The 23700-nt window shown below is 66.6% G+C and carries 20 protein-coding genes; 5 read left to right on the forward strand and 15 right to left on the reverse strand.

Features of this window, described 5'->3' with window-relative positions; all coding sequences use genetic code 11:
- Positions 1-140 precede the first annotated feature (140 nt).
- Positions 141-1466 carry an amidase gene (locus FJQ54_RS16100; protein ID WP_181160196.1) on the forward strand — a complete coding sequence of 442 codons (1326 nt, stop codon included), beginning with the start codon at positions 141-143 and terminating at the stop codon, positions 1464-1466.
- Positions 1467-1878: 412 nt separating this feature from the next.
- Here the strand turns inward: FJQ54_RS16100 and FJQ54_RS16105 are convergent, their stop codons facing one another.
- The 3 genes from FJQ54_RS16105 to purM are packed head-to-tail and all read right to left on the reverse strand — an operon-like array spanning position 1879 to position 4774.
- The gene (locus tag FJQ54_RS16105; protein ID WP_140929432.1) at positions 1879-3057 is read right to left on the reverse strand and encodes a hypothetical protein; all 1179 of its coding nucleotides are present in this window, start codon (positions 3055-3057) and stop codon (positions 1879-1881) included.
- Between the two features lie 54 nt (positions 3058-3111).
- On the reverse strand, positions 3112-3693 hold the full coding sequence (purN, locus tag FJQ54_RS16110) for a phosphoribosylglycinamide formyltransferase (RefSeq protein WP_140929433.1): 582 nt from the start codon (positions 3691-3693) through the stop codon (positions 3112-3114).
- Positions 3683-4774 carry a phosphoribosylformylglycinamidine cyclo-ligase gene (gene purM / locus FJQ54_RS16115; RefSeq protein WP_140929434.1) on the reverse strand — a complete coding sequence of 364 codons (1092 nt, stop codon included), beginning with the start codon at positions 4772-4774 and terminating at the stop codon, positions 3683-3685. Before purM ends, purN begins: the two co-directional genes overlap by 11 nt.
- A gap of 93 nt (positions 4775-4867) precedes the next feature.
- Here purM and FJQ54_RS16120 point away from each other — a divergent pair, with 93 nt between their 5' ends.
- The 4 genes from FJQ54_RS16120 to FJQ54_RS16135 are packed head-to-tail and all read left to right on the forward strand — an operon-like array spanning position 4868 to position 10125.
- The gene (locus FJQ54_RS16120; RefSeq protein ID WP_140929435.1) at positions 4868-6130 is read left to right on the forward strand and encodes a heavy-metal-associated domain-containing protein; all 1263 of its coding nucleotides are present in this window, start codon (positions 4868-4870) and stop codon (positions 6128-6130) included.
- Positions 6127-6759: an HdaA/DnaA family protein gene (locus FJQ54_RS16125; RefSeq protein ID WP_140929436.1), complete on the forward strand. Its 633-nt coding sequence runs from the start codon at positions 6127-6129 to the stop codon at positions 6757-6759. Before FJQ54_RS16120 ends, FJQ54_RS16125 begins: the two co-directional genes overlap by 4 nt.
- A gap of 49 nt (positions 6760-6808) precedes the next feature.
- Positions 6809-8989 (forward strand): RNA degradosome polyphosphate kinase, encoded by a 2181-nt coding sequence (locus tag FJQ54_RS16130; RefSeq protein ID WP_235890502.1) that lies wholly within the window; start codon positions 6809-6811, stop codon positions 8987-8989.
- Positions 8990-9009: 20 nt separating this feature from the next.
- Positions 9010-10125, forward strand: coding sequence for a glycosyltransferase family 2 protein (locus tag FJQ54_RS16135; RefSeq protein ID WP_140929438.1), 1116 nt, complete (start codon positions 9010-9012; stop codon positions 10123-10125).
- A gap of 348 nt (positions 10126-10473) precedes the next feature.
- On the opposite strand, the gene FJQ54_RS16140 is transcribed toward FJQ54_RS16135, so the two are convergent.
- The 12 genes from FJQ54_RS16140 to FJQ54_RS16190 form a co-directional block, all read right to left on the reverse strand.
- Positions 10474-10683 carry a hypothetical protein gene (locus FJQ54_RS16140; protein ID WP_140929439.1) on the reverse strand — a complete coding sequence of 70 codons (210 nt, stop codon included), beginning with the start codon at positions 10681-10683 and terminating at the stop codon, positions 10474-10476.
- Positions 10680-10835: a cbb3-type cytochrome oxidase assembly protein CcoS gene (gene ccoS / locus FJQ54_RS16145; protein ID WP_140929440.1), complete on the reverse strand. Its 156-nt coding sequence runs from the start codon at positions 10833-10835 to the stop codon at positions 10680-10682. The genes FJQ54_RS16140 and ccoS overlap by 4 nt, the downstream gene beginning before the upstream one ends.
- Entirely contained in the window at positions 10832-13003 is a 2172-nt protein-coding gene (locus FJQ54_RS16150; protein WP_140929441.1) for a heavy metal translocating P-type ATPase, read from the reverse strand. Before FJQ54_RS16150 ends, ccoS begins: the two co-directional genes overlap by 4 nt.
- 3 nt (positions 13004-13006) lie before the next feature.
- The gene (locus FJQ54_RS16155; RefSeq protein ID WP_140929442.1) at positions 13007-13471 is read right to left on the reverse strand and encodes a FixH family protein; all 465 of its coding nucleotides are present in this window, start codon (positions 13469-13471) and stop codon (positions 13007-13009) included.
- Positions 13468-14937: a cytochrome c oxidase accessory protein CcoG gene (ccoG, locus tag FJQ54_RS16160; protein WP_235890521.1), complete on the reverse strand. Its 1470-nt coding sequence runs from the start codon at positions 14935-14937 to the stop codon at positions 13468-13470. Before ccoG ends, FJQ54_RS16155 begins: the two co-directional genes overlap by 4 nt.
- 5 nt (positions 14938-14942) lie before the next feature.
- Positions 14943-15815: a cytochrome-c oxidase, cbb3-type subunit III gene (ccoP, locus tag FJQ54_RS16165; RefSeq protein WP_140929443.1), complete on the reverse strand. Its 873-nt coding sequence runs from the start codon at positions 15813-15815 to the stop codon at positions 14943-14945.
- Positions 15805-15972, reverse strand: a complete 168-nt coding sequence (locus FJQ54_RS16170; RefSeq protein WP_140929444.1) for a cbb3-type cytochrome oxidase subunit 3 — start codon at positions 15970-15972, stop codon at positions 15805-15807. The genes ccoP and FJQ54_RS16170 overlap by 11 nt, the downstream gene beginning before the upstream one ends.
- An 11-nt stretch (positions 15973-15983) precedes the next feature.
- Positions 15984-16712: a cytochrome-c oxidase, cbb3-type subunit II gene (gene ccoO, locus FJQ54_RS16175; RefSeq protein ID WP_140929445.1), complete on the reverse strand. Its 729-nt coding sequence runs from the start codon at positions 16710-16712 to the stop codon at positions 15984-15986.
- Positions 16713-16723: 11 nt separating this feature from the next.
- Positions 16724-18406, reverse strand: a complete 1683-nt coding sequence (gene ccoN, locus FJQ54_RS16180; protein WP_140929446.1) for a cytochrome-c oxidase, cbb3-type subunit I — start codon at positions 18404-18406, stop codon at positions 16724-16726.
- Positions 18407-19124: 718 nt separating this feature from the next.
- Positions 19125-20096, reverse strand: a complete 972-nt coding sequence (locus tag FJQ54_RS16185) for an efflux transporter outer membrane subunit (protein ID WP_328592189.1) — start codon at positions 20094-20096, stop codon at positions 19125-19127.
- On the reverse strand, positions 20093-20536 hold the full coding sequence (locus tag FJQ54_RS18030) for a TolC family protein (RefSeq protein ID WP_328592190.1): 444 nt from the start codon (positions 20534-20536) through the stop codon (positions 20093-20095). Before FJQ54_RS18030 ends, FJQ54_RS16185 begins: the two co-directional genes overlap by 4 nt.
- Positions 20529-23699 (reverse strand): multidrug efflux RND transporter permease subunit, encoded by a 3171-nt coding sequence (locus tag FJQ54_RS16190; protein WP_140929447.1) that lies wholly within the window; start codon positions 23697-23699, stop codon positions 20529-20531. Before FJQ54_RS16190 ends, FJQ54_RS18030 begins: the two co-directional genes overlap by 8 nt.
- Between the last annotated feature and the right edge of the window lies 1 nt (position 23700).

Genomic DNA, 23700 nt, shown 5'->3' on the forward strand with positions numbered 1-23700 from the left:
AAGGGCCGCCCGGGCCCATCAAGCCTCACCCCGTATGAACCGCTCCTGACCTTGCCGCAACAGTTGCGCTTGACCGGTGACAAGCGCATCGGCGAAGCCAAGGGAGCATCGGGGCAACATCGGGCCGGAAGGACGCTGGGTTGGCGGCAGGAATTCACACCTTGGGGGTCGCCTCGCTGAGGGCCGGCTATCAGGCGGGCCGGATCAGCGTGGCCGCCGCCGTCGATCATTATCTCGCCCGCATCGAACGCTTCGATCCCACGCTGAAGGCCTTCACCTTCGTCGATCCCGAAGGCGCGCGTACCACCGCCCGCATCAGCGCCGAACGCTTCGAATCCGGCACAGCCCGCCCGCTGGAGGGCGTGCCCATCGCCATCAAGGCCAATATCGATGTCGCGGGCTGGCCCGTCACCGGCGGCATCGCCGCATGGCGGGATCGCCGCCCCACCACGGATGCACAGGCCGTGCGGCTGCTGAAAGACGCGGGCGCGATCCCGCTGGGCCTCACCAACATGCACGAAGGCGCACTGGGCGCCACGACGGACAACCCCTTCTACGGGCAGACGCAAAACCCCCACCGCAGCGGCTTCACCCCCGGCGGTTCGTCGGGCGGTTCGGCGGCAGCCGTCGCGGCCGGGCTGTGCGCGGCGGCGCTTGGCTCGGATACGCTTGGCTCCATCCGCATCCCGGCAGGCTGGTGCGGCATCAGCGGGCTGAAACCGGCGCCGGGCCGGGTGCCGAACGGCGGCCTGATCCACCTCGTCGAGCGTTGGGATGTCATCGGCCCGCTCGCCCGCTCCGTGGAGGATTGCGCGGCGCTGTTCGCCGTCCTCTCGGCGCCGCGCGAAGCCCGCCCGGCGCAGCGAATCGCCGCATGGTCCGGCCGCCCGCAGATCGAAACCGATCATGCGGTGGACGCCGCCGTGCGCCTCTCCGCCCGTCTGCTGGAAGGGCTGGGCCTCAGGGTAGACGAGCCCCGGCTGCGCATCGACTTCGAACGAGTCCGTCTCGCCGGATTCATGGAAGCTTCCGCCGAAGCCCGAACCCGCTTCGGCGCAGCCGCCACAGCCGCCCCCCAAGGCTTCTCGCCAGCGTTCCGCACCTATCTGGATTTCGCCGCCGGGATCGAACCCGCCACCCGCGCCCAGGGCCAAAAGGCGATTGAAGCCGCCGCCACCGAACTGCGCGCCCAACTGCAACTGGCAGACGCTATCCTCATCCCCGTCACCCCCGGTCCCGCCTTCGCCCACGGCACCCACGGCCCGGTGACACTCGCCGATTTCACCGCCCTCGCCAACTTCGCCGGCCTGCCCGCCCTCGCGCTTCCGGCGGGCTGGACATCCCATGGCTTGCCCGTCGGCGTGCAACTCATCGGCCGGGCAGGGGAGGACGAAAGCTTGCTGGCGCTGGGCGCAAAACTGGAATCCGCCCTGAACGCATGGCAGCCGCCGGTGGATTACCGCTAGGGCGGGGGTGGTTGCGGAAGGGGGCGCCTCCGGCGGCCAAGGGCTTTGCCCTTGGAACCCAGCAGGGACATGATGTCCCTGCACCCTCAAAGTTGGCTGAGCGGGCCAACTTATACGTTGCGGACGTATCAGATTCGATTGCTGCGGCGCACCGCAGCTCTCTCCCCCTGCAAGGGGGAGAGTACGAGAGGGGGTGTCACCGGTTGGCCTGAACCACTGCACCACAACAAGCACTACGGAAGCGCCGCAGGCTATACTCCTCACCACCCCAACCCCTCGAAGCGAAGCTGACGCGAAGCGTCAGCGGGAGGGGCTACAAAAACGTCGGGGGTGCAGGGGCGTCACGCCCCTGCCGAGGGAGTTTGAGGGAGCAGAGCTCCCTCAACCGCAACTCCTGCCGCAAACCGCAACGCTACCAGAAGCGCTCGCAGTTCACCGGCCCCTTCTTCGCCGGCGCGCCGTCCAGCCGCACGGATGCGGAATAGAAGCTCCAGGCGCTGGCAGTGGGTGCCGAGCGCTCGGAAACCACCAGTTCGAACGGCGGCCGGCCGGGGAAGGCGACGGACCAGCTGCGTTCGCCTTCGCCCACACCCAGCTTTTCGCAACGCATCAGTGTGACGGTCGCCCCGCGCGCGGCAAAGGCGGATTGCATGTCCAGCGGCAGCATTGCCCCTTCCTCCGTCCAGTTGACGCTGGCGGTTTCCGGACGCCCCTTGCCTGCGATGGCGAAGTCGAATTTGCCGATCTGGCCATTTGCGAGGCTGCCTTGCTCTGCCCGCGGCAGCCAGCGCACCTTGGCCAGACGCTGGCGCAGTTCCGCGACAGAGGGTGCACCGCCCGGCCCGCCGGGGGTGGCCAGAATCAGCATTTCAGCGGCGGGCTGGCTGGCGGCCACCCGGCTCCATTGTTCGGTGCACTCGCCGTCGATCCAATCTGTCTTGGCGGGCTTTTCAGCAAGAATCGCCTTGCGGCAGCTGGCTTTGAAGCGCGCTGCGGCATCGGCCAGCACGGGCGGCACAGCCCCGGCCGGGGCTGCGGGGCCGGCCGGGGCCGCTGCGGCCGAAACAGCCGGGGCTGTGCCTGCCATTGCGCCCGTCGCCGGGCGCGCGGCGACCTTGCGGCCGTCTGTCGCCACTTCCTCGAACCGGCCTGCGGCGGCGTTCCAGCGAAGCTCGTCTCCGCAGCGGGCCGGGCCACTGCACACCACGCCTTGCCGCGCGATCTGCAATTTTGCGGGCGGGCCATTCAGCACGCGGAATCCCATCACCTTGTCTGCGAAGGCCAGCCGGGCGTCGCTGCCATTTCCCAGCCACAGCTCCAGCCGCGCGTTGCCGTCCGGCCTGAACAAATTGGGTTTGCCCACACAGGGCACATTGCCTTCGGAGATCAGGAAATCGGTTCGCCCGTCGCCGGTAAAGTCCGCTGGAATCACGAACCGGCCCTGCCCCTGCATGCTGCCCAGCGTTCCGCCCGCCTGCACGCAGCGGGCCACCAGTTCGTTCACCCGCGCCTTTATTGGTTCGGGCACCACGCCCTGCGCATGGGCTGCGGATGCAAACGCCAACGCCACCACCAGTGCCGGAACTCTCATGCCGCCCTCCTCAGCTGTTGCCCTGCGCAGAGTTTGGCGGTTGGCTGGGCGGCGTCAATCCAGCCCGCGCAAAAAAGCCGCCAGCGCCTGCGGGTAAAGCCGATGCTCGGCGATCAGCACCCGCGCGGCCAGCGTTTCGGCCGTATCGCCCGGCTGCACCGCCACCCGCGCCTGCCCCAGCACCGGCCCCGCATCCAGCTCCTCCGTCACCAGATGCACGGTGCAACCTGCTTCAGCGTCTCCGGCGGCCAGCGCGCGGGCGTGCGTGTCCAGCCCCGGATAGAGCGGCAGCAGGGAAGGGTGGATGTTCACCATTCGCCCGGCCCAGCGCCGCACGAATTGGGGGGAGAGGATGCGCATGAAGCCCGCCAGCGCGATTGCTTCCACATCATGCGTTTCCAGAATGGCGGTCAGCGCCGAATCATAGGCTTCGCGATCCGCGAACGGCTTGCCCGGCAGCGCTTCGGCGGGAATTCCCATGGCGCGCGCCGCCTCCAGCCCCGGCGCGGCGGCGCGGTTGGAAAGCGCCAGCACGATTTCGCCCGGATAATCCGGCGCGCGCGCGGCTTCGGCCAGCGCCAGCATATTGGTGCCGCGCCCCGACAGGAGCACGGCGACCCGACGTTTACGCATCATGTGCCGCGGTCCAGCCGTCCGGCTGACCCCACAGCCCGGCTACCCCACGAACCTCACAGCCCTTCGCGCCGGGCACAATGTCGCCCACCGCGAACACCGATTCGCCCGCCGCCGTCAGCACCTCCGTCACGGCCTGCGCGTCGGCGGGCGCGACGGCCAGAATCATGCCGATGCCGCAATTGAAGGTGCGCGCCAGTTCCGCCGCTTCCATCCGGCCCTTTGCCTGCAACCATCCGAACAGCGGCGGCAGCGGCCAGTTCGCGGCGTCGATCACGGCGCGCGCCCCTTCCGGCAGCACGCGCGGCACATTTTCCAGCAGCCCTCCGCCGGTGATATGCGCCAGCGCATGGATGCGCCCCGCCTTCAACAGCGGCAGCAGCGGCTTCACATACAGCCGGGTGGGGGCCAGCAGCGCGTCGATCAGCAGCGTTTCCGCATCGAACGGCGCGGGCGCGTCCAGCGCTTCGTCCGCCACCAGCCGCCTGAGCAGCGAATAGCCGTTGGAATGCGCGCCCGACGAACCGATGCCCAGCAGCAGGTCGCCCGCCGCCACCCGGTCCCCCGTCAGCAGCTCGTCGCGTTCCACCGCGCCCACCGCGAATCCGCCGAGATCATAATCGCCCGGCGCATACATGCCGGGCATTTCCGCCGTTTCCCCGCCGATCAGCGCGCAACCGGCCCCCGCGCAGGCGCGGGCGATTCCGGCCACCACGCTTTCGGCAACGCCCGTCTCCAGCTTTCCGGTCGCGAAATAATCCAGGAAAAACAGCGGCTCCGCACCCTGCACGATCAGGTCGTTCACGCACATGGCGACCAGATCCTGCCCGATCGTGTCGTGCCGCCCGGTTTCGATGGCGAGCTTCAGCTTGGTGCCCACGCCATCGGTTGCCGCCACCAGCAGCGGATCGGCGAAACCCGCCGCCTTCAAATCGAAGATGCCGCCGAATCCGCCGATCTCCGCATCGGCCCCGGGGCGGCGCGTGGCGCGCACCAGCGGCGCGATCATCTTCACAAGCTGGTTGCCGGCTTCGATGGAAACGCCTGCGTCGGCGTAAGTAGCGGGGCGGTCGGGGCTGCTCATGGCCGCGCTTTAGCGCCTTGGCCCTTGGAATCCCACCCTGCATGCGCCAAAGGCAATGGCAATATGCAGGCATGGCGCGGGTTCGCAGTTGGAATGGCAGCAGTGGCGCTTGCAGCGACCGCTCCTGCGCTGGCGCAGTCTGGCCTGAAGGCCGCCGACGCAAAGCCGAAAGCCAAAGAGGCAGACCCGGATGTCCCCACCGCCATCGGCGGCAGCGGCGGCCTCGTTGTCTCCGGCGTGGAGGTCGATGTCGGCGGCAAAAACCCCAACGACGCGCGGATGAACGGCTGGAGAGAGGCGCAGCGCCTCGCATGGCCTGGGCTCTGGGCGCGGATGTCGGGGCAGAGCGCCAGCAGCGCGCCGCGCCTTGCCGACAGCGCGCTCGATTCCATCGTCTCTGCCATCGAGGTGGAGCGTGAGCAGGTCGGCCCGGATCGCTATGTCGCCCGCCTTGCCGTGGTGTTCGATCGGGCGCGCGCCTCCTCTTACCTCGGCAGCTATGCGGCGCTCGCCTCCTCGCCGCCCTTCCTCGTGATCCCGGTGCTGCAGGACGCCGCGACGCGGATGGCGCATGAACCCGCCTCGCCATGGCTCTCGGCATGGGCGCGGCTGCGCGCGGGCGAAAGCCCCATCGATTATGTGCGGATCCAGCCGACCCCGGGGGACACCATCCTGCTGAACGCATGGCAGGCGGAGCGGCGGCACATCTTCCTGTGGCGGGCGTTGATCGACCGTTACCAAGTGGCGGACGTGCTGATTCCGGAACTGATCCTTGATCGCAGCTGGCAGGGCGGGCCGCTGACAGGCCTGCTGATCGTGCGATTCGGCCCCGCCGGGCGGGAAATCGGCCGGGTGCGGTTGACGAATCGCAGCGGCGACGTGGCGGGCCTGATGGACACCGCCGTGCGCGAATCAGACAAGCTCTATGTCGCCGCCTTGCGCGCGGGCAATCTGCTGCCCGATCCCAATTTGATCGAACCCGACGTGCCCGCCACCGCGCTGGAGGATACCGGCCCGGAAATCGGCGGCGGCTTCGAAGGCGGCGGCGGCTTCGCGGTGCGGGTTGCAACACCGGACGACGCGGCGCTGCAGGCGATCCAGTCCATCGTCGCGGGCACCCCGGGCGTGGAGGGCGTGCGGCTGCAAAGCCTTGTGCTGGGCGGCGAATCGGTGCTGGAAATCGTCTCCGCCGTGCCGATGGCCGATCTTCGCTATGCGCTGGACGCGCGCGGCCTGCGGCTGGAGGGCGGATCGCTGCGCCGCCGCGCTTCGGGCGAAGCGGCGCTGCCGCCGCCCGCCCCGGCCGCGCAGGAAGAGCAATTGCAGGAATCGCCGGGGCCGGAGGCGCGGAATTGAGCGCGCCTGAGCAGAAGGCCGAACATCAGATGGTGCTGCCGCTGCGCTGGCGCGCGGCGCAGGGGCAGAAGGATTTCTTCGTTTCCGATGCCAATGCGGAGGCCGTCACCTTTCTGGATGGCTGGTCCACATGGCCGGTTCCCGCCGCCTTGCTGATCGGCCCGGCAGGCAGCGGCAAAAGCCATCTGGCCGCCATTTTCGCCCGCCGGTCCAACGCCCGGCTGTGGGACGATGCAGATCGCATTTCCAACGAAGAAGCGCTGTTCCATGCCTGGAACGCCGCGATGGACGAACGCCGCCCGCTGCTGATGACGGCCCGCTCCATGCCGGCGGATTGGAACCTGACACTGGCCGATCTGAAAAGCCGCCTCGCCGCGACGCCACGCGTACAGATTCGCAGCCCTGATGACGCGCTGCTGGAGGCGGTGTTTCTGAAGCAATGGCGCGATCGCGGCGTCGAAGCCCCGGCGGACGTCACCCGCTATGTCCTCTCTCGAATCGAGCGCAGCTTCGAAGGGATCGCCCGCACGGTGGAGGCATTGGATAAGGCGGCGATGTCGCAGCAGCGCCCGCTGTCCATCCCGCTGGCGCGCGAAGTGTTCATCGATCTGGATCTGGAAGAGCGTTAAGTTTGGCAGTCATAGCTTCGCAACCGCAGCAATGCTAAAGGGGGCGGCGATGGCCAGCATCAATCGTCCCCTGCCGCTTCAGCCTGTCGAGCCGCATCGCGTGCTTGGTTCCGGCCGTTATCTCAACCGCGAACTCTCATGGCTCGCCTTCAACACGCGGGTGCTGGAAGAGGCGATGAACCCGGCGCACCCGCTGCTGGAACGGCTGCGCTTCCTCTCCATCTCGGGCAACAATCTCGACGAATTCACCATGGTGCGGGTGGCGGGCCTGCGCGGGCAGGTGGATGAAAATATTGAGACGCCTTCGCCCGATGGCCTCACCCCGGCGCAGCAATTGTCCGAAATCGTCGAGGCGGCGAAGGGCCTGATGCTGGAACAGCAACGCGTGTTCGGCGTGCTGCGGAAGGCGCTGCGCACCGCCGATTTCGCCATTCTGGATCATGAGGAACTGAAGCCGCAGGAAGCCGTCTGGCTGGAGGAGCATTTCCTCGATCAGATTTTCCCCGTGCTCACCCCGCAGGCGATCGATCCGGCGCACCCCTTCCCCTTTATCCCGAACAAGGGCTTCAGCCTTGTGTTCGATATGAAGCGGCAGGCCGATGGGGAGCGGATGAACGCCCTGCTGATGCTGCCGCAGATGCTGCCGCGCTTCGTGCGGCTGCCGGGCAAATCCGCGCGCTATCTGGCGATGGAGCAGGTGCTGATCCGCTATTTCGGGCTGATCTTCCCCGGCTTTGAGCGACTGGGGCAGGGCAGCTTCCGCATCATCCGCGACAGCGACATCGAAATCGAGGAAGAGGCCGAAGATCTCGTCCGCTTCTTCCGCAGCGCCATCAAGCTACGCCGCCGGGGGCAGGTGATCCGCCTGAAGGTGGAAGCCCACACCCCGCCGCGCCTGCGCGACATGGTGAAAGAGGCGCTCGCCGTTCACGACCGCGACGTGATGGTGGTGGATGGAATCCTCGGCATCGCCGACCTGGACGGGCTGGTGGACGAGGACCGGCCGGACCTGAAGTTCGAGCCTTACAGCCCGCGCTTCCCCGAACGCATCCGCGAACATGGCGGAGACTGCTTCGCCGCCATCCGCGACAAGGACATCATCGTCCACCACCCGTACGAAAGCTTCGACGTGGTGCTGGCCTTCCTGAGGCAGGCCGCCGCAGACCCGGACGTGGTCGCCATCAAGCAGACGCTGTATCGCACCGGCAAGAACAGCCCCATCGTCCGCGCGCTGATCGACGCGGCAGAGGCCGGCAAGGCCGTCACCGCCATCGTCGAGCTGAAGGCCCGCTTCGATGAAGAGCAGAACCTCACATGGGCCGCCGCGCTGGAACGCGCTGGCGTGCAGGTGGTCTATGGCTTCATCGACTGGAAGACCCACGCCAAGGTCTCCATGGTGGTGCGCCGCGAAGGCGGGGAACTGAAAACCTATCTGCACCTCGGCACCGGCAATTATCACCCGATCACCGCGCGCATCTACACCGATCTTTCTTTCTTCACCGCCGACCCCGGCCTCGCCCGCGATGTGGCGCAGGTGTTCAATTACATCACCGGCTATGTGGAGCCGCAGGGGCTGCGCCATCTGGCGATGAGCCCGCTGAACCTGCGCTCCACCCTGATGGCCGGGATCGACGCGGAAATCGAACATGCCAAAGCCGGGCGTCCGGCGGCCGTATGGGTGAAGATGAACAGCCTCGTCGATCCGATCATCATCGAGAAGCTGTACGAAGCCAGCAACGCGGGCGTGCAGGTGGACATGGTGATCCGCGGCATCTGCTGCCTGCGCCCCGGCGTGCCGGGCATGTCGGAACATATCCGCGTCCGCTCGGTGATCGGCCGCTTCCTCGAACACAGCCGCATTGTCGCGTTTGGCAACGGCCATCCGCTGCCCAGCCGCGAGGCGAAGGTGTGGATCACCTCGGCAGACTGGATGCCGCGCAACTTCGACCGGCGGGTGGAACTGCTGATCCCGCTGCTGAACCCCACCGTGCATGCGCAGGTGCTGGATCAGGTGATGGTTGCCAATCTGAAAGACGATGAACAAAGCTGGGCGATGCAGGCAGACGGCAGCTATCAGCGGCTTCAGCCGGGCCATCCCAGCTTCAACCTGCATCGTTATTTCATGACGAACCCCAGCCTGTCGGGCCGGGGTCAGGCGCTGAAAGGCGGCCATGCGCCGCGACTTCTGGTGGGAGGCGAGCCAGGGGCGGACGCCACCACCGGGCAATAGGAGGCAAAGGCCGGAACCGCATGAATCAGGGGACAGATCTCATCACCACGCCGGGCGGCTTCCTCGCCTGGCCCATATCCGAGGATGAGGGCGACGAGGCCTGGACTCCGCCCGAAGCCGATCCCACCCCGCGCCTCGGCGTGGTGCTGGTGAACTACAAGGGCACGGCGGACACGCTGGAATGCCTGGAATCGCTGCTCCGCTCGGATATTCCCCTGCGTGTCGCCGTGGTGGAAAACGCGTCGGGCGACGACTCCGAACAACTCATCCGCGACTGGGCGGCCGGGAAAACGCTCTATGCTGCCCCCGAAGGCCCACTCGGCGCGCTCTCCTCGCCGCCGCTGGACAAGCCCGTGCCGATCGAAGTGATCGACGGCGACGAAGCGTTGCGCCACGCACCCGGGGAGCGCACGCTGTCGCTCATCCTGTCCGACAGCAACCTCGGCTTCGCCGGCGGCAATAACCTCGGTATTCGTTACCTGCTGAAAGACCCGAATATCGAAGCGGTCTGGCTGCTGAACAACGACACGGTGGTGGAGCCCGCCGCCGCCCGCGCGCTGCTCTTCACCATCCGCGCGGATGCCACGCAGGGGATGATCGGCACCGTCATTCGCTACTATCACGCGCCGGACAAAGTGCAGGCGCTCGGCGGCATGACGTTCAACGCCCTCACCGGCGCCACTGCGGGCATTCACGGCAACAAGCCATTCAAATCCCCCTGGGACAGCCGGGCCGCCGCCCGGCAGGCGGCCTGCGTGCTGGGGGCCTCCCTCACCGTCACCCGCCGCTTCGTCGAAACCGTCGGCCTGATGTCAGACGCCTATTTCCTCTATTACGAGGAAATGGACTGGGCCCGCCGCAACGCCAGCCGCTTCTCCATCGGCTTTGCCCGCGGCTCCGTCGTCTATCACAAGCATGGCAACTCCATCGGCTCTTCGACGAAAAAGGGCGGCCGCTCGGCCCAGTCCGAATATTGGCTGCTGCGCGCCCGGCTGCTGTTCTACCGCAAATATCATCCCCTGCTGCTGCCGGTAATCTGGCTGCAAGGCGCCGCCCTAACCGCCCGCCGCGCCCTGCGCCGCCAGCCGAAGAGCGTGAAGGCGATGACACGGGCGCTGTTCTTCCGGCCGTTGTAGCGCGCCGCCGCCGGGATTCGTTGCGTTCGGCGGGCGCGGGGGGAAGCCGGCCTGTGTTTTTTTGCGCGCCGCGCGGGCTGGGCTTTGCCCTGCACCCCCAGTATTTGCGTTGCGCTCCAACTCCAACTCCAGCGCCGTGCGGATGATCAAATTCGATTGCCTGCGGCGCAACAGGCTCTCTCTCCCCACTGGGGAGAGAGGTGGAGAGAGGGGAGCAACGCCGGGCCAAGCCCACTAACCTCCCCACCACCCACAATGTCACCCCGGACTTGATCCGGGGTCCAGCATTCTTCTCCAACGTCGCCGAAGAGCAGCGGGACCCCGGATCAAGTCCGGGGTGACATGTCGTTAAGCGCCCTTCTGCGTGCGCAGCTTGCGCGGGGTGCACCAGCCGTGGGCGCAGGCGTTGGCGCTGTCCGGCACCGGCGCGCCGCGTCCGTTCAGGTCCACCCATATCGTGCCGCTGGCGGAGCAGACGGGCACCAGCCCGCGCGCCAGCGCCGGGGTGGTGGCCTGCAGCAGTGCCAGCAGGATCAGCGCAGGCAGGGCCTGTTTCATGATTCGGGGCCGTCTTCCTCGTCTGTCAGGATGCGCTGGGCGGCCCCGTCCAGATCGTCATACTGGCCGGATCGCATCGTCCACAGGAAGGCCGCAAGCCCGCCGAGGCCCAGCAGCAGGGCGATGGGCAACAGGAAGCCGATGGTCGTCATTTTGGCGCTTTCAGCCTGAGCGCATTGCCCACCACAATCAGCGACGAGAGTGACATGGCGACCGCCGCGATCAGCGGAGTCGCGAAACCTGCCATCGCGATGGGCACGGCGAGGATATTGTAGCCGATCGCCATGACGAAATTCTGTCGCACATGGGAATCGGCCCGGCGGGCGGTTTCCACCGCTTGCGGCACCGCCATCAGGCTGTCGTTCAGGAACAGCATGTCGGCCGCCGTCTGCCCCGCGTCGGATGCGGAGGAGGGCGCGATGGAGGCATGGCCGCCCGCCAGCATGGGCGCATCGTTCAGTCCATCGCCCACCACCAGCACCTTATGCCCTTCGGCCTTCAGCGCCTCGATGGCGGCCAGCTTGTCGGCCGGGGCCAGCCCGGCGTCCCAATGCGCGATGCCCAGCGCCTGCGCGGCGTGGCGCACCGGAGCCTCGCGGTCGCCGGAAAGGATGCGGATCTCGAAGCCGTCGCGCTTCAGCCGGGCGATGGCCGCCGCCGCGTCAGGGCGCAGCGGGTCTTCGAACGGGATCAGCACCGCTGGCTGCCCGCCCTTGCGGAACGCGAGCGCGAGCAGATGGGTGTCAGCCGCGTCGGCCCCGGCCCAGTCCGGCCGGCCCAGCCGCAGCCGCTCGCCGTTCACCTGCGCTTCTAGCCCCAGCCCGGGATGCTCCGTCACCTCCGCCAGCGGCGTAGGCGTGATCCCCTGCGCCCGCGCGGCGGCCAGCAGCGCGCGGGAAAGCGGATGGCGGCTTTTCGCCGCCAGCCCCGCCGCCAGCGCCAGATCGGCGTCGCTCAGCGGCAGCACGCCCACCGGCGTCGGGCGGCCCAGTGTCAGCGTGCCGGTCTTGTCGAAGATCAGCGTGTCGCATTCGGCCAGCCGCTCCAGCGCGCTGCCATCTTTCACCAGCAGGCCCCGCTTCATCAGCACGCTGGCCGCGCGCACCTGCACGGCGGGCACCGCCAGCCCCAGCGCGCAGGGGCAGGTGATGATCAGCACAGCGATGGCCGTCACCAGCGCCTGATAAAGCCCTGCGCCCGCGATCAGCCAGCCGATGGCCGTGAACAGCGCCGCCAGATGCACCACCGGCGCATAAAGCCGCGCGGCACGGTCGGCGATGCGGGTGTAACGCGCGCGGCCCTGCTCGGCGTCTTCCATCAGCCGCACCACTTGCGCGAGGAAGCTCGCCTCGCCCACGGCGGTGGCTTTCATGGCCAGCGGCCCGTCCAGATTCAGCGTGCCCGCCAGCAGCTGGCCGCCGGGGCCAACGGCTTCGGGCAGGCTCTCGCCCGTCACCAGAGATCGGTCGATGGCGGAACCGCCTTCCAGCACCAGCCCGTCCACCGGCACACGCTCGCCTGCCGCCACCAGCACTGTCATCCCCGGCGCGACGCTTTCGATGGGCCGCCATTCGGTGTCGCCCGAAGGCGCGCGCACCAGCGCGCCGGGGGCCGATTGCTTCAGCAGCGCCGCCACCCCGGCGCGTGCCCTGTCCCGCATCAGGCTGTCCGCTACCCGCCCCAGCAGCAGGAAGAACAGCAGCATCACCGCCGCGTCGAACCATGCCTCATGCCCGCGCGTGAAGGTTTCATACAGGCTGAGCGCGGTCGCCAGCACCAGACCGATGGAGATCGGCACATCCATATTGGTGCGCCCTTGCCTGAGCGCACCCCATGCCGAGCTGAAGAAGGGCATGCCGGAATAGGCGATGGTGGGCAGCGCGATGGCCGCCGAGATCAGGTGGAACAAATCGCGCGTCGCCCCGTCCGCCCCGGACCAGACCGAGACGGACAGCAGCATGATGTTCATCGCCGCGAAGCCCGCGACAGCCATCGCCTTGATCAGCCTGCGGGAGGCCGGATCGGAGCCTTGCGCCGCCACGTCGGCGGGCGCGAACGGCCGCGCTTCGAACCCCGCCGCTTCGACTGCGGCAAGGATGGCTCCGGGATCGAGGCTGCCGTCCGCCCATTCGGCCGTCAGGCGGCGCGTGGTGAAATTCACCCGCGCTTTCGTGATCCCTGGCAAGCTGCGCACGGCGCCTTCCACCTTGCGGATGCAGCCGGCGCAGTGGATGGCGGGCACATGCAGGTCGATCCGCCGCTCGCCCGGCGCGGCTTCGGCCGTGAACAGGTCCAGATTCGATGGGGCGAGCGTCGCCATGGCTCAGCCCGGAATCACCAGCCGGTCGGCGAGATAATAATGTTCCCCCCCGCGCGAGAGGCGGAATTCCGCCAGCCAGCGGCCCGGCGCCAGCCCGTGCGGCACGGCATAATGGCCGGGCGCGGTTTCCACCAGCGTGACGTCTCGCGAAGGCTCGGCCCCCAGCGGATGTTCCAGCGTGGCCACCACTTTCAGCCCCGTCAGCGGGCTGCCCAGCGAGTTCAGCGCCTGCAAAGACAGCAGCGTGCGGTCTGCATGCGCCGTCACGCTCCAGCCCAGCGCCTTCTGCCGCCGCCCTTCCGCCAGCCAGCCGTTGAAATTCTGGCTGGCGACATAGGAGTTTTCCACCACCAGCCCCGGATGGCTGCGCGTGGCACTGACTGCCAGCGTGATGTTCACGGCGATCACCAGCGCAAAGCCGCCGCAGATCACCAGCGCCGCGTCACGGCCCGTGAAAGGGCGGCTCATTGCGCCGCCACCGCGCTGGCAGGGGCGGAGAAGCGGGTGGTTTCCATGGCGTCTCCCTCGCCGTCTACGGCATGGGCGTTGAAGCGGATGTCGGTCTGCTCCGCGTGCAGCGAAGCCACCGGTGCCCGCACTTGCAGGCGATAGGTATCCACCCCGTCGGGCCGCACGTCCAGCCGGACCGTCGCGGCAGGCTCGCTGCCCGTCACGGGGTCAGACAGCCGCGCGCCCTGAAGGCCCGAGACGCTGACCTCGAACTGCCGCGGCCGCGCTTCCTTGTTCAGCAACTTCACCGTGTAGCTGTTGCGGATATCCCCGTCAGACAGTTGCACATAAACGGGGTTGCGTTCCTGCGCGACATGGATGTCCATCCGCGAGCGCCCGGCCAGCACCACCAGCATGGCGATGCCGATGGCAGACCACACCGCGAAATAGATCAGCACACGCGGGCGCAGCAGCGTCTTCCAGATCGGCTGAAGCGCTTCGCCCTTGGCTTCAGCCTTGTCGCGGTTCAGCGTGCTATAGCCGATCAGGTCCAGCGGGCGGCCCAGCTTGTCCATCACATCGTTGCAGGCGTCGATGCACAGCGCGCAGGTGATGCACTCCAGTTGCGGCCCGTTGCGAATGTCGATCCCGGTGGGGCACACATTCACGCAGGCCATGCAATCCACACAATCGCCCAGCCCGGCGTCTTTCGATTTGGCGCTGCCGCGCGGCTCCCCGCGCCAATCCTTGTAGGTGACGATGAAGCTGTCTTCATCCAGCATCGCCGACTGGATGCGCGGCCATGGGCACATGTAAGTGCACACCTGTTCCCGCATCAGCCCGGCCAGCGAATAGGTGGTGAAGGTCAGCACGCCGATGGTGGCATAGGCCACGAACGGGGCCTGCCCGGTGAACAACTCGCGCAGCAGCGTCGGCGCGTCGGTGAAGTAAAACACCCACGCCCCGCCCGTCAGCACAGCGATCAGCAGCCACACGGCGTGCTTGGAGGTGCGCTTGGCGAATTTCCCGGCGCTCATCGGAGCCTTGTCCAGCCGGATACGCTCGTTGCGGTCGCCCTCGATCCAGCGCTCCACCACCATGAACAGGTCGGTCCACACCGTCTGCGGGCAGGCATAGCCGCACCATGCCCGGCCCACGCTGGTTGTCACCAGAAACAGCCCCAGCCCCGCCATGATCAGCAGGCCGGCGACATAGTAAAATTCCTGCGGCCAAATCTCGATCGGCCCGAAGTAGAAGCGCCGATGCGCCAGATCCACCAGCACCGCCTGATCGGGGGAGAATTCCCCCCGATCCCAGCGCAGCCATGGTGTGATGTAATAGATGCCCAGCGTCAGGAACAGCACGGCCCATTTGAAGCGGCGGAACGGTCCATCCACCTTCTTCGGGTGCACCTTCTCCCGCTTCTTATACAGGCTTCCGCCATTGTCCCCCATCTGGGGTGCGGGTTTCAGCACGCCGGGCATGTCGTTCACTCGCCGCCGCCAAGGCTGTGCACATAGGCCGTCAGCTGGCGGATGGTGGATTCGGGCAGCTTCTCTTTCCAGGCCGGCATCACGCCCGCGCGGGAGTTGGTGACCGTGGCGGTGATGGTGGCGCGGTCGCCGCCATAGAGCCAGATGCCGTCCTTCAGGTTGGGCGCGCCGAATTCGCGCATGCCTTCGCCGTTGGGGCCGTGGCAGCTGGCGCATTGCGCCGCGAACACATCCTTGCCACGCACCGCCATGGCCGCATTGTGCGGCTGGCCGGACAGCGCCAGCACATGCTCCACCACGTCGCCGATCTGCCCCTTGGTCAGGATGCCGTCGCGGCCGAAGGCGGGCATGGCGGAAACATGGGTGTTGTCATTGTCGGGCTGGCGCGCGCCGTTCACGATGGTCGCATGGATTTCCTCCATGCTGCCACCCCACAGCCAGTCATCGTCGTTCAGGTTCGGATAGCCCTTCGCGCCCGCCGCCCCGGTGCCATGGCACTGGATGCAATAGACTTTGAAGGCCGAACGCCCTCCCTCGATGGCGGCCTGCATCAGCTGCGGATGATCCTTCAGCTCGTTCAGGGGAATGGTGTCGATCCCCTTCAGCGCCACGTTGCGATCGGCCTGCAGATCGGCCAGCGCCTGCTCGCCCTGCCCGCGCGTGGAATAGCCGAGCGTGCCGCGGGTATAGCCGCCGGGCACCGGAATGGCCGGATACAGCACCACCCACACCAGCGCGAAGGCGATGGTGGCGTAGAAAATCCACAACCACCAGCGCGGCAGCGGGTTGTTCAGCTCCTGAATGCCGTCCCACTCATGTCCAGTGGTGCCCGGTCCCCCGGCTTCGCTGTGTTTCGGATCAACGCTCATGGTGGGTCTCTTCGTCACGGAAGGGGATCATGCGGGCGTCGTCATGCACCGCGCGGGAGCCGGGGCGGAACGCCCAGCCCACAAGGGCAGCCAGCGTGACAACCATGAAGACCAGCCCCCAGCTGTCGGCGAAATGGCGGAGTTCCTGATAATCCATAGCGGGTCTCCTCAGCGCCGGTTCTGTTCAGGCACATAGCTGTCAAAGTCGACCAGCGTGCCCAGCATCTGCAGATAGGCGACCAGCGCATCCATCTCGGTCAGCCGCGTCGGGTCGCCGTCGAAATCGCGCGCCTGCGCCTTGGGATAGCGGCGTTGCAGGTCGGTCGGATCGGCGTTGGGATCGGCCTGCGTCTTCAGGTCGGCCAGCGCATGTTCGATCTGCTCGTCCGTATAGGGCACGCCAACTGTGCGGTTCGCCTTCAGATGCGCCGCGATGTCGGCCATCTGCAGCTCCCGCTTCTTCAGGAAGGGGTAGGTCGGCATGATCGATTCCGGCACCACTTCCTGCGGGTTCGTCAGGTGCTGCACATGCCATTCATCGGAATAGCGGCCGCCCACGCGCGCCAGATCGGGGCCGGTGCGCTTCGAACCCCATTGGAAGGGGTGATCATACATGCTTTCCGCCGCAAGGCTGTAATGGCCATAACGCTCCGCTTCATCGCGGAAGGGGCGGATCATCTGCGAATGGCAGGTGTAGCAGCCCTCGCGGATGTAGATGTTGCGCCCCGCCAGCTCCAGCGGCGTGTAGGGGCGCACCCCTTCCACCTTCTCGATGGTGTTCTCAAGGAAGAACAGGGGCACCATCTGCACAAGGCCGCCGATCAGCACCACCACCAGCGTCAGCACCGCAAGGATGGTGACGTTGCGCTCGACCTTTCCGTGATTTTCGAAAATCATGTCTCGCGCTCCTATTCGGCCGGCTGGGCATGCGCGGCGGCCTTGGCAAAGGCGGGCGCGGCAAGCGGCTTGTCTGTTTCAGGGTTATAGGGAAGCCCGGCGTCCAGCGGCGCTTCGTCGCGCAGCCGCCCCTTTGCCGTCATCCACACGTTCCACGCCATCAGCAGCGCGCCCGCCAGATACATCACCCCGCCAAGCCAGCGGATGATGTAATAGGGGTGCATCGCCGCCACGACTTCGGCGAAGGCATACACAAGATACCCCTCGGCGTTGAATTCCCGCCACATCAGGCCCTGCATGATGCCGGCCACCCACATGGACGAGGCGTAGAGAACGATCCCCCCCATCGCGAGCCAGAAGTGCCAGTTGATCATGCGCAGCGAATACATGCGGCTCGCGCCGAACAGGCGGGGCGTCAGGAAGTAAACGCAGGCGAAGGTGATCATGCCGTTCCAGCCCAGCGCGCCGGAATGGACATGGCCGATGGTCCAGTCGGTGTAGTGGCTGAGGCCATTCACCGCGCGGATCGACATCACCGGCCCTTCGAACGTCGCCATGCCATAGAATGCGAGCGCGGCGACGAACATGCGGATGATCGGATCGGTGCGGATCTTGTCCCATGCGCCGTCCAGCGTCATCAGGCCGTTGATCATGCCGCCCCAGCTGGGCATCCACAGCATCACCGAGAACACCATCCCCAGCGTCTGTGCCCAATCGGGCAGCGCGGTGAAGTGCAGATGGTGCGGCCCCGCCCAGATATAGAGGAAGATCAGGCTCCAGAAGTGCACGATGGACAGCCGGTAGGAATAGACCGGCTTGCCCGCCTGCTTGGGCACGAAATAATACATCATGCCCAGGAAGCCCGCGGTCAGGAAGAAGCCCACCGCATTATGGCCATACCACCATTGCGTCAGCGCATCCTGCACGCCGGACCACACCACATAGCTTTTGGGGCCGAAACCCACCGGCACCGCCAGATTGTTGACGATGTGCAGCATGGCAATGGTGATGATGAAGGCGAGGTAGAACCAGTTGGCCACATAGATGTGCGGCTCCCGCCGCTTCACGATGGTGCCCACATAGACCACGAAATAAGCGACCCAGACGATGGTCAGCCACAGGTCCACATACCATTCCGGCTCGGCATATTCCTTGGACTGGGTGATGCCCAGCAGATAGCCGGTCGCCGCCAGCACGATGAACAGCTGGTAGCCCCAGAACACGAACCAGGCGAGGCCGGGCGCGAACAACTGGGTGCGGCAGGTGCGCTGCACCACCCAGAAGCTGGTGGCGATCAGCGCATTGCCGCCAAAGGCGAAAATCACCGCAGAGGTGTGCAGCGGCCGCAAACGCCCGAAGCTCGTCCACTCCAGCCCCAGATTCAGCACCGGCCACGCCAGCTGAGCGGCAATCACCACCCCCACCAGCAGCCCGGCAATGCCCCAGAACACCGTGGCGATCACCCCGGCCTTGATCACGCCGTCATAATAACCGCCATTGTTGGTATCCGGCAGCAACCAGCCGCCATTGGGGTCCGGCTTCAGCCGCCCCACCGTGGTTGCAACCGCCAAGATGCAGGCGATCAATATGATCACCCCATGAATCGCGAACCCGGCGCTCGTCGCCGTCGCAATCATGAACAGCGACAGGATCCCGAACAGCAGATAGGCGCCGGCTGAGAAGAAGGCTGACATGTCTCTTTCGCCCTGACCAAGTTGATTCTCACCCGGATGCCCCCGGATGTTTCAGGCTGCTCTTTCGGGCTGTTTAGGCAAAGGCGCTTTGATTCCGGTCAAATGGCGGGCGGTGTTGTGGGTGGTGGTTTTGCCTCCGGCGGGGCGGGCTCTGCCCTCCACCCGGCAGGGAAATGATTTCCCTGCACCCTCCAAGTTTGCGTTGTGCCAAAACTCCAACGCCGTTTGAGTGATGAGAGATTTGATTGCCTGCGGCGCTACCTTACTCTCTCCCCCTGCAAGGGGGAGAGTAGGAGAGGGGGTGTCACCGGTTGGCCTGATCCACCGACATCCCGACAAGCGCAACGAAAAGCGCCGCAGGCAGCAACCGGCTTCACCCGTTCATACATCGTCACCCCGGATCAAGTCCGGGGTGACGGGTGTGTTGGCGGAAAGGTTGGCGGCTTTGTCGGGGGCCTTCGACAAGCTCAGGCTGAGCGGGTGGCGATGCTGTGGGTGTGGGGAGGACGGTGGATCAGGCCCGGCGTTGCTCCCCTCTCTCCACCTCTCTCCCCAACGAAGAGAGAGAGCCTGTAGCGCCGCAGGCAATCGAATCCGATCACCTCCACAGCGTGACAGGTGGGCCGCAACGCAAAGTCAGAGGGTGCAGGGAAATCATTTCCCTGCCGGGTTCCAAGGGCAGAGCCCTTGGCCGCCGGAGGCCCCCCAACCAACCGCCTCACCCCAAAGGCGCAGGCGGTAGCCCCCCGCCCAGCGCGGCATAGAGCGCGGCCAGATTGTCCAGTTCCTGCCGCCTCAGCGAGATCAGCGATTGTTCGGCAGTGAACAAATTCCGTTCGGCGTCCAGCACTTCCAGATAGTTGGCGACGCCTTCGCGGTAGCGGATGCGGGCCAGCCGGGCGATCTGGCGCTGGGCTTCGGTGGCGCGTTGCTGGGCGGCGACTTCTTCGGCGAGGTGCTGCCGCCCGGCGAGGCCGTTGGAGACTTCGCGGAACGCCTGTTGCACGGTGTTTTCGTAGGTGGCGACGGCAATGTCTTCGCGGGCGACGGCGACGCTGAGATTGCCCTTGCGGCGGCCCCAATCGAAGATCGGCAGGTCGATGCTGGGGCCGAACGCCCATGTGAGGCCGTTGTTGGTGAACAGGCCGGACAGTTCGGACGAGGCATAGCCGAGATTGCCCGTGAGAGAGATGGAGGGGAAGAAGGCGGCGCGGGCGGCCCCCACATTGGCACGGGCGGCTTTCAACTGCTCTTCGGCGGCCATGATATCGGGCCGGGCGGTCAGCAGGTCGGACGGCATCCGCGCGGCGAGCGGTTGCAACGGCTGCTGCGCGCTCAGTGGCAGGGCGTCTGGCATATCGTCCGGCAGCCTGCCGCCGATCAGCATCAGCACACTGTTGCGGGCTTCGGTGCGGGCCAGCTTCAGCGCGGCGAGTTCGGTTTCAGCCTGCGTCAGCAGCGATTCGGCCTGCCGCCAGTCCAGCGCGGAGGTGACGCCCGCGTCCAGCCGGCGCTTGGCGATGCGCAGCCCGTCTTCACGGCTTTTCAGCGTGGCTTCGGCCAGCGCGATGCGTTCTTCCGCTTCCCGCGCCATATAATAGCTGCCAGCGAGGTTGCGGATCAGCGTCAGCCGCGCGGCGCGTTCGCCTTCCACGGTGGCGAAATACTGGCTGCGGGCGGCGGCCGTCATGTTGGGACGCGGCCCCAGAAATCCAGTTCGAAGGCGGGCACCGCCACGCCGACGGAGGCACGGTTGCCGGTGAACGGCTCGCCGCCGGTATCCACCCCGGCGACACGGCTGCGCGTGGCGCCCGCAGAGGCGGCGACCCCCGGCAGCTGGTCTGCACCCTGAATACGATAAAGGCCGCGCGCCTCGTCGATGCGGGCTATGGCGACAGCGAGATCGCGGTTCCGCTCCAGCGCCAGCCCGATCAGCTGGCGCAGCCGGGGATCGGGGAAGAAGGCTTCATAGCCGATTGCAGTGGCGGGCATGGCCCCGGCCGGGTCCGGCGCGGCTTCGGGGGCATACCAATCCGCCGATGTCGCCAGCGGTTCCGGGCGCTTGTGGTCAGGGGCGAAGCTGCACCCGGCGAGCAGAACCGCCAGCAGGGGGATCAGGCGCTTAGTCATGGTGCGCACCCCCGCTGCCAAAGTCGGAACCGGGCGGGGCCTTGGGCGGAACCCCTTCCTTGCCCAGCCAGCGGCGGACGGAGAGGTAAAACACCGGGATGAAGAACACGCCCAGCAGGGTCGCGCCCAGCATACCGCCGATCACCCCGGTGCCGACGGCGATGCGGCTGGCCGCGCCCGCGCCGCTGGCCATGAACAGCGGGATCATACCGCCGATGAAGGCGAGCGAGGTCATGATAATGGGCCGCAGCCGCATGCGAACGGCACTCAGCGTGGCGTCCAGCGGCTTCTTGCCGTGATTCTCCTCCTCGATGGCGAATTCCACGATCAGGATGGCGTTCTTGGCAGACAGGCCGATGATGGCGATCAGGCCGACGTTGAAATAGACATCCGCCGAAAGTCCGCGTGTCATCGTCAGCAAAATCGCCCCCAGCACGCCCAGCGGCACCACCAGCAACACGGACACCGGGATCGACCAGCTTTCATACAGCGCCGCCAGCAGCAGGAAGACGATCAGGAACGACAGCCCCAGCAGCAGCCCGATCTGGCCGCCGGCCTGTTTTTCCTCGAAGCTGATGCCCGTCCATTCATAGGCGAAGCCCTGCGGCAGGGCGGTGGCGAGCCGCTCCATTTCCGTCATCGCTTCGCCGGTGGCGCGGCCGGGCGCGGCCATGCCGGAGATCGTCATGGAGGGATAGCCATTGTAGCGTTGCAACTGCTGTGGGCCGGAAATCCATTCCACCTGCGTGAAGCTGCCGAACGGCACCATGTTGCCGGCGCTGTTGCGCACCTTCAGCGCCAATATGTCCTGCGGCGTCATGCGATAGGGCGCATCGGCCTTCAGCAGCACCCGCAGGATGCGGCCTTCATAGGCGAAATCATTCGCATAGGCAGACCCGAAGGCAATGGCGAGCGTGGCGTTCACATCCGCCACCTGCAAGCCCAGCGCCCGCGCCTTTACCCGGTCGATCGTGACGCGCAATTGCGGCGCGGCTTCCTGCCCCTCAGGCCGCACGCCGGTCAGGATCGGGCTCTGGCTGGCCGCACCCAGCAGCTGGTTGCGCGCCATCAGCAGCGCATCCGGCCCCATGCCGCCCACATCCTTCAACTTGAACGAAAAGCCGCTGGAGTTGCCAAGCGCCGCGATGGGCGGCGGGGTCAGCGCGAACACGAAGGCCTGACGGATCTGCGAGAAGGCCATATTGGCCTGCCCCAGCAGCGAATGTGCCTTATCGGCCTCGGCCGTGCGCTCGTGCCATGGCTTCAGGGCGGTGAACACCATGGCGTTGGCCTGCCCCTGCCCGAAGAAGCTGAAGCCGCGCACCGCCACCACATTCTGGATGGCCTCCTGCTTGCCATAGTGGGCCGTCACCTGATCCACGGCTTCGTCCGTGCGCGGGCGGGTCGCCCCGGACGGCGCCTGAACCACGGTGAACAGCACGCCCTGATCCTCTTCCGGCAGGAAGCCGCCGGGCAGCCGCCCGAACAGGATCGCCGTCAGCCCCGCCATCAGCAGGAACACCGCCAGCCAGCGCAGCGGCGCGCCCAGCATATGCCCCACCCGGCCCTGATAGCCCTTGGTCACCCGATCGAACCAGTTGTTGAAGCCGTCGAAGAAGCGCCGGACCGCCCCACGCGGGGCATCCGGGTCGCGCGGTTCGTGCGGCTTCAGGAAGGTGGCGCAGAGTGCCGGCGTCAGCGTCAACGCCAGCAGGGCGGAAAAGCCGATGGAGACGATCAGCGTCACGGCGAACTGGCGATAGATCGCCCCGGTGGAGCCGGGGAAGAAGCTCATCGGCACGAACACCGCCATCAGCACCAGCGTGATGCCGACAATGGCCGAGGTGATCTGCCCCATCGCCTTCTGCGTCGCCTCGCGCGGGGGCAGATGCTCCTCCGTCATGATGCGCTCGACATTCTCGATCACCACGATGGCGTCATCGACCAATATGCCGATGGCCAGCACCATGGCGAACAGGGTCAGCACGTTGATGGTGAAGCCGAAGGCCGCCAGCCCAAGGCAGGCCCCCAGCAGGGCGATGGGCACGACGATGGTGGGAATCAGCGTGGCGCGCCAGCTTTGCAGGAACAGGAACATCACCAGAAACACCAGCAACACCGCTTCGAACAGCGTTTTCACCACCTCCTTGATGGATTCAGAGATGAAGGGCGTGGTGTCGTACGGAACGGACCATGTGATATCCGCCGGGAAGGTGCGGGACAGTTCGTCCATCCGCGCCTTCACCCCTTCAGCGGTGGCGATGGCGTTGGCCCCGGTGGATTGCTGCACGGCGATGATGGCGACGGGCTTGCCGTCCAGCGTCGCCTTGGTGTCATAGCTGGCGGCCCCCATTTCCACCTTTGCGACATCGCCCAGCGTCACGGTGGAGCCATCCGGGTTGGCGCGCAGGATGATCCCGGCGAACTGTTCGGCGGAGGAAAAGCGCCCCTGCGTCAGGATGGTGGCGTTCAGCTCGGTGCCGCGCGCCAGCGGCAGGTCGCCCAACTGGCCGCCGGGGCTCTGGCTGTTCTGCTCCTGCACGGCGGCCAGCGCGTCCGCGGCAGACATGCGGAAGTTCGCCAGCCGTTCGGGGTCCAGCCAGATGCGCATGGCATAAGGCGATCCGAACAACTGCACATTGCCCACGCCATGCACCCGGCGAAGCTCATCCACCACGCGGGCGTTGGCGAAATTGCCCAGATCCTCGACGTTGTTCGCGCCGCCCTTCGATCCGATCGCCACCAGCAACAGGAAGCCCGCATTGGCCTGCTGCACCGGGATGCCCTGCCGCCGCACATCTTCGGGCAGGCGGGGTTCCACCAGCGTCAGCTTGTTCTGGACGTCCATCTGCGCCACATCGATATCGGTGCCGGATTCGAAGGTGGCGGTGATGGTGCCCACGCCGTTCGCGCCGGAGGTGGAGGCCATGTAGAGCAGCCCCTCCACCCCGTTCAGCTCCTGCTCGATCACCTGCGTCACGGATTGTTCCACCGTGGTCGCGTCCGCGCCCGGATAGGTGGCGGTGATGGTGAGCGACGGCGGCGCGACGTCTGGATATTGCTCGATCGGCAGGCTGTAGAGCGCGATTGCCCCCACCAGCGAAATCAGCAGCGCCACCACCCATGCGAAGATCGGGCGGCCGATGAAGAAACCGGAGAACATG

Source organism: Sandaracinobacter neustonicus (genome assembly GCF_006385875.1).
Lineage (GTDB): Bacteria > Pseudomonadota > Alphaproteobacteria > Sphingomonadales > Sphingomonadaceae > Sandaracinobacteroides > Sandaracinobacteroides neustonicus.